The 7,367-nt window shown below is 33.6% G+C and carries 7 protein-coding genes; 1 reads left to right on the top strand and 6 read right to left on the bottom strand.

Going from position 1 to position 7,367, the window contains the following annotated elements:
- Positions 1 to 106: 106 nt before the first annotated feature.
- Together FOF46_RS29845 and FOF46_RS31950 are read right to left on the bottom strand one after the other, a co-directional pair.
- Complete coding sequence (locus tag FOF46_RS29845; RefSeq protein WP_143919088.1) at positions 107 to 397, bottom strand: helix-turn-helix domain-containing protein; 291 nt, start codon at positions 395 to 397, stop codon at positions 107 to 109.
- A complete protein-coding gene (locus tag FOF46_RS31950) occupies positions 388 to 543 on the bottom strand; it encodes a hypothetical protein (protein WP_167572011.1) in 156 nt (51 codons plus the stop codon). The genes FOF46_RS29845 and FOF46_RS31950 overlap by 10 nt, the downstream gene beginning before the upstream one ends.
- Before the next feature lie 203 nt (positions 544 to 746).
- Between FOF46_RS31950 and FOF46_RS29850 the strand changes: the two genes are divergently transcribed.
- The gene (locus tag FOF46_RS29850) at positions 747 to 965 is read left to right on the top strand and encodes a hypothetical protein (RefSeq protein WP_143919089.1); all 219 of its coding nucleotides are present in this window, start codon (positions 747 to 749) and stop codon (positions 963 to 965) included.
- 27 nt (positions 966 to 992) lie between these two features.
- Here FOF46_RS29850 and FOF46_RS29855 read toward each other — a convergent pair whose 3' ends face one another.
- From FOF46_RS29855 to FOF46_RS29870, 4 genes are all read right to left on the bottom strand, one after another.
- Entirely contained in the window at positions 993 to 2,243 is a 1,251-nt protein-coding gene (locus tag FOF46_RS29855) for a hypothetical protein (RefSeq protein ID WP_143919090.1), read from the bottom strand.
- Between the two features lie 150 nt (positions 2,244 to 2,393).
- The gene (locus FOF46_RS29860; protein ID WP_143919091.1) at positions 2,394 to 3,062 is read right to left on the bottom strand and encodes an SUKH-3 domain-containing protein; all 669 of its coding nucleotides are present in this window, start codon (positions 3,060 to 3,062) and stop codon (positions 2,394 to 2,396) included.
- Between the two features lie 7 nt (positions 3,063 to 3,069).
- Positions 3,070 to 6,747, bottom strand: a complete 3,678-nt coding sequence (locus tag FOF46_RS29865) for a DUF6443 domain-containing protein (RefSeq protein ID WP_143919092.1) — start codon at positions 6,745 to 6,747, stop codon at positions 3,070 to 3,072.
- Positions 6,748 to 6,768: 21 nt separating this feature from the next.
- Positions 6,769 to 7,367: PKD domain-containing protein (locus FOF46_RS29870; RefSeq protein ID WP_143919093.1), on the bottom strand; the 599-nt coding region annotated here is incomplete at its 5' end.

The raw sequence follows: 7,367 nt of genomic DNA on the forward strand, positions 1-7,367 counted from the left end.
AATTGTTCCTGGAACTGTTCCAATAATTTGGTGAACATTTCCCGATGTTCCTCCAGGAATAATAGTTGTTCTTCTAATGTGAGCATACCCGTACTGTTTACATTGTTTACCTTACAATATTCCTATTAAGGTATTCCAGGATACTTTTCTTAGAATATCGAATCACCTTTCCTGCTTTGGAATATAGAATTTCATCAAAGTCTCGTAGTTCCTGTAATTTTGTTTTGCTTTTAATTCCTAAGAGTTTCTTGGCTTCTTCAGCATCGAGCCAGTCATTAGCCGGATCCATATTGGCCATTGCTTCTTCTTTAGCTTCCCGAACAGTGATGCGGACCATGTGTAACATTTCTTTTTGTAAACTTTTGTAGGCCTCAGACTCTAGTACAATTATTTCCATTGCTCTTGATGTATTTGAATTTCTAATTGTTTCAGGAAATCTTCTCTAGAGATTAAAATGGTACTTTGACCTGAAAGAATATAATCTCCAAATGGAAGATCATTTCGTTCGGTTATATACTTTTTTAGCTCTTTTTTGGTGAACATATTTCCATTTTATTTTTTAATGGTGTAAAGAGAAACATTACGATCATACCAAAACAGTGGTAAAGGGGTTTACAATCCTTTAAGAATAAATTTAAAACATTGTTTTTCAATGTTTTAAATTGCTAAATAAAAATAGGATTCGATCAAAATAGTCTTATATTGTCTTTGGAAAGAGAGTAGTTATGTTTTAATATCAAACCCTAATGCAACCCCTTATTTTAAAAGAATCCATTGAAAAATTGGAAATAGAAGATGAACTTAAGAAGTTTATGACAACACATCGTATGACCACTCTTGAAGATCTATTGAAGATCAAAGGATCTGAATTATTAAAAATGGAAGGATTCTCTTATCGAATACTGCAAAGTTTATTGGCTTTTTTACATAAACATGATTGTTTACACCTCTTTGAAGAAGAATAGTTATAATTCAACAATACAATAGGATACTTACAATTCCCCTTCCATTTGATCTAACCGTAGTAGCATCGTTTTTAGCATTTTCTTTACCGACCTCTTAGAACTTTCGCTTATAGAATAATAATTATTGCTTAAACTTTCTGGTGAAATGATTTTGGCCTTTGGAGTAGAGAAGGTACCAGAAAGAAATGTAAATAATTCTGTTTTTGGACCTTCTACAAGTTTAGTGTCATATAATAGTTTTGTTAGTAAAGAAACCTCTGGAACAGAAATTTTAATGAGTTTCTTGTTTGAAGGTTTAAAAGATTTTGATTCTTCGAACTCCAGTTTTTTATCATAAAAATCAACCTCTTCATTAATCCAGAGCAGTAATTGCTCTTTAAGAGAAGGTAATCTGGGATTACGTTTATATGGTGATGTCACCGTGGTAGTTTTAATCTTTTTTATATACTCATGATATACCTGTAGTTTTTCTTTGGTATTATGGCAAGATTTCACTTTTCCTTTAATAATCGTAGTGATAAAGAAAAAGATTTTAAAAGTGTTATAATTCAGGCTGATAAGAACAGCATATACTTTTTCTTCACATGGTGACGATTCACTTTTGAGTAAATGATCAAATACTTTGATAAATGTAGTATAATATGCTCTTGATTCATATGTAAATCCGGAAAGCTCATTTTTCTCTATTTGTAGTAAAGGTTTACAAATAGATTTCTTTACAATTTCTGAAAGATCAAGTTTATCTATTTTTTGCTGTAAATTTTTGGCATCATCTCTATACTTACTTACAAACCATAATCGTTGTTGATAAGGAATATCCAGAGTAAGATCTATATGCTTAACAAAAGTTTGTTCTAAATACACAAGGATGTTATTCAGTGTTTTATAGATGACCTTAAAAATATCAGTATCTGATTTCTCTTCTGAAATTTGAAAAATTGAAGAGGTATCCTGTTGAGACAAGTAATTCTCCTCAATGATTTTGGTATAATTTAAAAGGAATATTTGATAGGTCTGGATTACTTTGCCAATATTGTTATTACCTTCTGAAAACAAAAACATCTTCTGATGTAAATCTCTTTTTATTTGTTTAAGAACATCAATGAGTAATTGCTCATAATAGTAATATTTGAGTTGTTGTCTGTCGTATCCTTCAATAGTAAGAGTACTCGTATTATTACTTTTAAAATAATCTAGGTACTCTGTTTTGGTTTTTTGGTTGGTCAATGGATGCAAATCTTCATGAAATATCCGGTAGAATACATTCATAGGTTCCATAGACGATTGGTTTTGGTTTGTTTTCTTTTGAAGTAGTTATTTTATCATAGAAGTTTTTTATGAAATGAGATTAAAACAGTTACAGGATTAAAAACCTGTAACTGTTTGTTATTAATTCTTAGTGTTTTCCTTTTGTTTCTGATATAGTGTTCATAGATTATCGATAGCGGGGAGGGAAATCAATTTGCCATAATCTAAACCAAATAATAATTTAGACATAGTCTTTTCAAAATCCCCACCGATATACATTTTATTTGTTAATTCTATATATATATACATAATACCTTCATTATTCATAAAGATAATTATATTTCCATGATGAGCTAATCCAACTTGAACCACTTCTCCAATAATAGTTACCCAATAATCTTCTAAATCTGATTTAAGAGGGCTTTTTAAAAAAGTAATATTTGATTTCGCCTGTTCTTCTCCTTGACCAACTTCACCAATTTCCATCTCCCCATATATTTCTAATAATAAATTCGGTAATTCATAATTAGTAATAGATTCAAGGTTAGGATTTTTAAAATCTAATCCAGATTCTTTTAAAAGGTTACAAAGTTTCCATCTATAAAAATCATCTATATTAATAATTCTTTTTACTAGTTGTAATATTTCTGTAAACTGTGATTTATCCTCATAATTATAGCTAAGCAAATCGATATATAAATCTTTTTCAAGTATATCTTCTAGATTTGATAATTTATAAACTTCTTTTTCAAATTCTATTAAATTGGATTTACCTTCTAATAATTGATAGAAAGGTGTTTTCCAATCTTCAAAATCTCTACAAATCAAAAGATTTTTTAGTTTATTCATTTATAAGTTATTTTAAAGTTGATATATATTGAATTACGTCATTACAGCCTGCACATATTGGTTTTATACTACCTGTTACTTTACCAAATTTACCTCCAACATTATATGCATTAAAAGTTCCTTGTGAAATCTGCCCCCAAGAATACCCAGCAGCTCTCGCTTTTTGAATATTTGCAATTTCTCCACAAGCACCTAACCAATCAACTCTATTACCTTTCTGCACTCCCATTAATATCCCTAACATTTCATCTGTTAGTTTTGGAGAACCAGTACTAAGCGAGACGAAAGTTTTTCCATTAGGCATAATCAATTCGACTGCAGCTCCTCCTCTTTTTCCTGCATTGAAGGCAGCAATAGCAGCTTTATAGCCAGATGGAGATGAACCTAAAAATGAAGTTGCTACAGCTCTCAAAGAAGCTAACATAAATACAGGAGAATCAAAATCCATAGCAATTATATTACCTCTAGCTAAAGGAGTTTCTCCTCCATAATAATCATATGCCTGAATTGCCCATCCAATCATAGCTGTCAACACTTCATCTGTAAAACCATAATTATGAAGTGACTCGATAGAAGCTCTTCCCTGACCAATCGCTCTAATTGTTGGCCTAAAAAGTTCGAAATACTTTTTTTGTGAATACCATCCTGCTCCTGCATCTCTGAATTTTCCGCCTCCTCCTGCATGATAATATTGAGTTTCAGAACCTAGTGGACCATCAACACCTAATTGCGGACCAGGCACTTGTTTTGTTTGCCCTTCTTTTGGACAATCATCACAAAAACCGCCCTTCCCATTAGAGTTCCAAGTAGTACTCCCATTTGATCCAGTAGCATCCCAGGCTTCTTGAATTGAATTCACTGTAGTAGTTCCAGAAGGATCAGCAAAATATACAGGGTTGCTATCAAACGCATTATAAGTAGACATATTAAAATGAGTAACTGGATCTATAGATGTCCAACGAGCAATAGAAGGGTCATAATTTCTAGCTTCAAAATCTAACCATTCTAATCCAAGTTCATTTTGTTCTTCTTTTCCTCCAAACTTTAATAATTGTGCTGTTGAGTTTCCTAAAGAAGATATAGTGTTATTATATCCTTCATGTTCGAGTCCAAAGGGATAGTAGTTATTCTCCTCAATAATCTCAAGATTACCCGTATCATTTTTGGTATAACTTAAACGAACATTGTCCAGATGATCTTTAAATTGATAGACATACTTATACCCATCAGCTTCTTTCTCTACATAGCCTTCAGGATGGTTAAAGAACTCTAGATTTCCATTCTTATAGATATAATTTCCAGCATACTCTGTTTCTGTGAATGAACCTCCACTTGGAGCAATTTTCTTGAGTTTTGCTCCAGTAGCGTCGTAAATATAAGTAATATTTCCTGTTCCTTGTGCATTGGATATAGAAACTGTTTTGGGTAGGTTGAGATGATTGTAGGTAATATTTGTAATGCCTTTATTACGATCTATGGTCACATTACCATTATCATCATAGGTAAAATCATCATTGGTATTGGTACCATCTTTAAATCCAAAGGTTTTGTTTGCTGTATCTGCAACTTTTAAAAGTTTGTTTCCTGCATTATAAGTGTAAGATAACACGTCCATATCTCCAAAAGATGTGGCATTTGTATTAAGATGTCCTGTTCTGTTTAAAGATAAAATATTCCCTATTTTGTCATAGGACACATTTGATAAATTATACTTGCCATCGTTACTAATTCCTGTGATGATTCGGTTAAGCTCATCATACGTATAATTATAACTTCTGTTTACATTATCATTTGCTGTTTGCCAAGATGTTGCAGAAATATTACCATTATATAATGGGTTTGTCCCTGTGTTATAATCTAGAGCAAAGCCAAACAAATCTCCATTGACTGTTGTGCCTTCGTTTATGGTTTTTAGCCAACCTCTAACATTATATTTGTAGTTTACGTTTTGTAGTGGGGAGTTTGCTTCACTGGCGTTCGCAACACCTCCCACATCTTTTTGTTTGAGTTGCCCAAGGGCATCATAGGTATTACTTACAATCTGCTCGGTATCCTGTGCATTGATCTTTTGGGTTTGGGTAAGAAGCCTCCCTATATGATCATACTCAAATTTGTTAATGATTACAATGGCTGTATTGCTACCTTTAGTATGTGTAGTTTTGGTTTCTTCTACTTTACCGACAAAGTCCAGTTTACTTTCTATGATATCTATGGTATTAAGATATTCATTTTTACTGGCTACATATATCGGTCTTGATTTATCATCATAATAGGTAACTGTAGTAATCCAATCATTGCTATCCAATACCCTTACTTTAATTCCTGTGGGAAGAGATTTGGTATTGGTGTCTATAGTCCTTCCATATACAGTTCCCGGATTGGTTAATCCATCGATATCAAAGGTATAATCATCATAATAATTAATAGTGAGCACTTTGTAAATACTCACTGGGTATGCATCCTTAGTATAATATATAGGTGTTCCTGCAATAGTTGTTGGGCTTGTTGTTTTGGTTTCGTAAGTTTCATAAGTAGATGAACTGGTTTTGTTTCGTAGCAAAGCCTCTGTACTTCCATTCTCGATCAATCCTGTATACGCCACTCTACCAAAAACATCATACTTAGTGAACAACCATCTACTTTTTGCTCTTAGATTTGCATCTTGAGTAAGTACAGGTTGATCCAGAGTATTATAAATGATATATTCTTTTCCTTTACCTGGTATTTTCTTTTCGATCAATCGATTCCTATGATCGTATGTGTACTGGTAACAAAGTTCAGAAAGTTCAGTGTTCGATATTCCATCTGCTGTGGTTACTTTTGGTGGAATCACATAGGTAAGATTACCATAACTATCATAAACATAATAGGTATCATGTGCTTCTGATGTTGCTGAGGGTGTCGAAGCATAGGTTCTCTTTAATACTACACGCCCTTGTTTGTCTTTATACTCTTTGGTAGTATGTAAACCTCCATCTGTTGGGGTCCAATTTTCATCTTTGATGATGGTCACGTACAATTTATTGGGAGCATAGTGATTGTTTTGTACTAGTTCTGGTTTTTGGGTATCACCTCCTGTAAAATTCACTGTAAAATTCACCACTTCATTAGCTATATTAGTACCCCAGTCAAATTTGATCGTATGATCGGTATCGCTGTTGGGATCAGCTTTCCATGCTTTTCCGGGTGCACCTTGTTCTGTAACTCTATTTAGAGGAGAAGCCTCAAACACACTTTCGCTATAGGCATTAACATCTCCCAAATTGGTCGTAATCCCAGGAAAGTCATCTGAATACGTATTTTTATAATACGCATTGATATCGGTATTGACATCTACGGTTTTATAACTCCCAACAGTATTATTCGCCTCAAAAGGAAGATATTGTTTGTCTTGTCTGCCATAGGCATCATACTGCATATGGGTCACAATATCCTTACCTGTTGGAGAGGCTTTAATGGCTCTTTGCTGTATAGGTCTTCCCAGGCCATCATAATAGGTGACACTCTCTATAGTATTATCTATATCATTGGCATTGGCACAACTCACATTTTCCATATCAGTAATGGTTACTGCAGTTTGAGGAACAGTGGTATGCACATAATTCTTATCGGATAACACTACCTGGGCCTGTATCTGTAATCCCATAAGTAGCATCACTATGCTATATATAATTTGTTTTTTCATCTTGTTTTATTCTTTATGAGATTAATGTTGTGGTCCACAATTTGGGCAATCTTCATCAGAAATACTGGATATGACTACCATAAGCCTTGTGACCTCTTTACCTGTTAGATTATCTTTTACCTTAGCCGTAATATTATACTCATGAGTCCCTGTTGCAAAATTGGAAAAACTGAACTGTGTCCCAGTACCTGAGCCAGCAGTTTGTGATGGACTAACAGCTTTAAAGGCTCTCCATGTGGTTTGACGTGATCCTGATCCCCCAGAAATGCTTGTTACATTAAACGATACGCTTGCACTAGAACCTGAGACCGAGGTAGCAGACTGGCTTGTACTGACAACCATTTTAGGATATACTTTTAAGACGGGGCTATTAGCTCCCCATTTAGTATTTGCATTCTGTATGGTTAAGTCCACTACTTTAAATTTAATAGTATAGGTTCCTGAAGTAGGAAAATGATAAGAGTATGATGTCCCTGTAGCACTTTGCTTTACATTATTCACATACCATTCATACCTTCGAGATCCTGAACCCCCACCTATATTAGAAGCTGTAAATGTTGTAGTTGTTCCTCGCTCTATATGTGCTTTTGAGGCACTTACATTGGGGGTATTTAAAGGAT

It is taken from the genome of Aquimarina algiphila, from assembly GCF_007489275.1.
In the GTDB taxonomy this organism is placed as follows: domain Bacteria; phylum Bacteroidota; class Bacteroidia; order Flavobacteriales; family Flavobacteriaceae; genus Aquimarina; species Aquimarina algiphila.

What these genes read in the sequence shown, in the direction of transcription:
- FOF46_RS29860 (WP_143919091.1), bottom strand. Translation starts at nt 3,062, where the DNA reads ATGAATAAACTAAAAAATCTTTTGATTTGTAGAGATTTTGAAGATTGG.
- FOF46_RS29865 (WP_143919092.1), bottom strand. Translation starts at nt 6,747, where the DNA reads ATGAAAAAACAAATTATATATAGCATAGTGATGCTACTTATGGGATTA.
- FOF46_RS29850 (WP_143919089.1), top strand. Translation starts at nt 747, where the DNA reads ATGCAACCCCTTATTTTAAAAGAATCCATTGAAAAATTGGAAATAGAA.
- FOF46_RS29845 (WP_143919088.1), bottom strand. Translation starts at nt 397, where the DNA reads ATGGAAATAATTGTACTAGAGTCTGAGGCCTACAAAAGTTTACAAAAA.
- FOF46_RS29855 (WP_143919090.1), bottom strand. Translation starts at nt 2,243, where the DNA reads ATGGAACCTATGAATGTATTCTACCGGATATTTCATGAAGATTTGCAT.
- FOF46_RS31950 (WP_167572011.1), bottom strand. Translation starts at nt 543, where the DNA reads ATGTTCACCAAAAAAGAGCTAAAAAAGTATATAACCGAACGAAATGAT.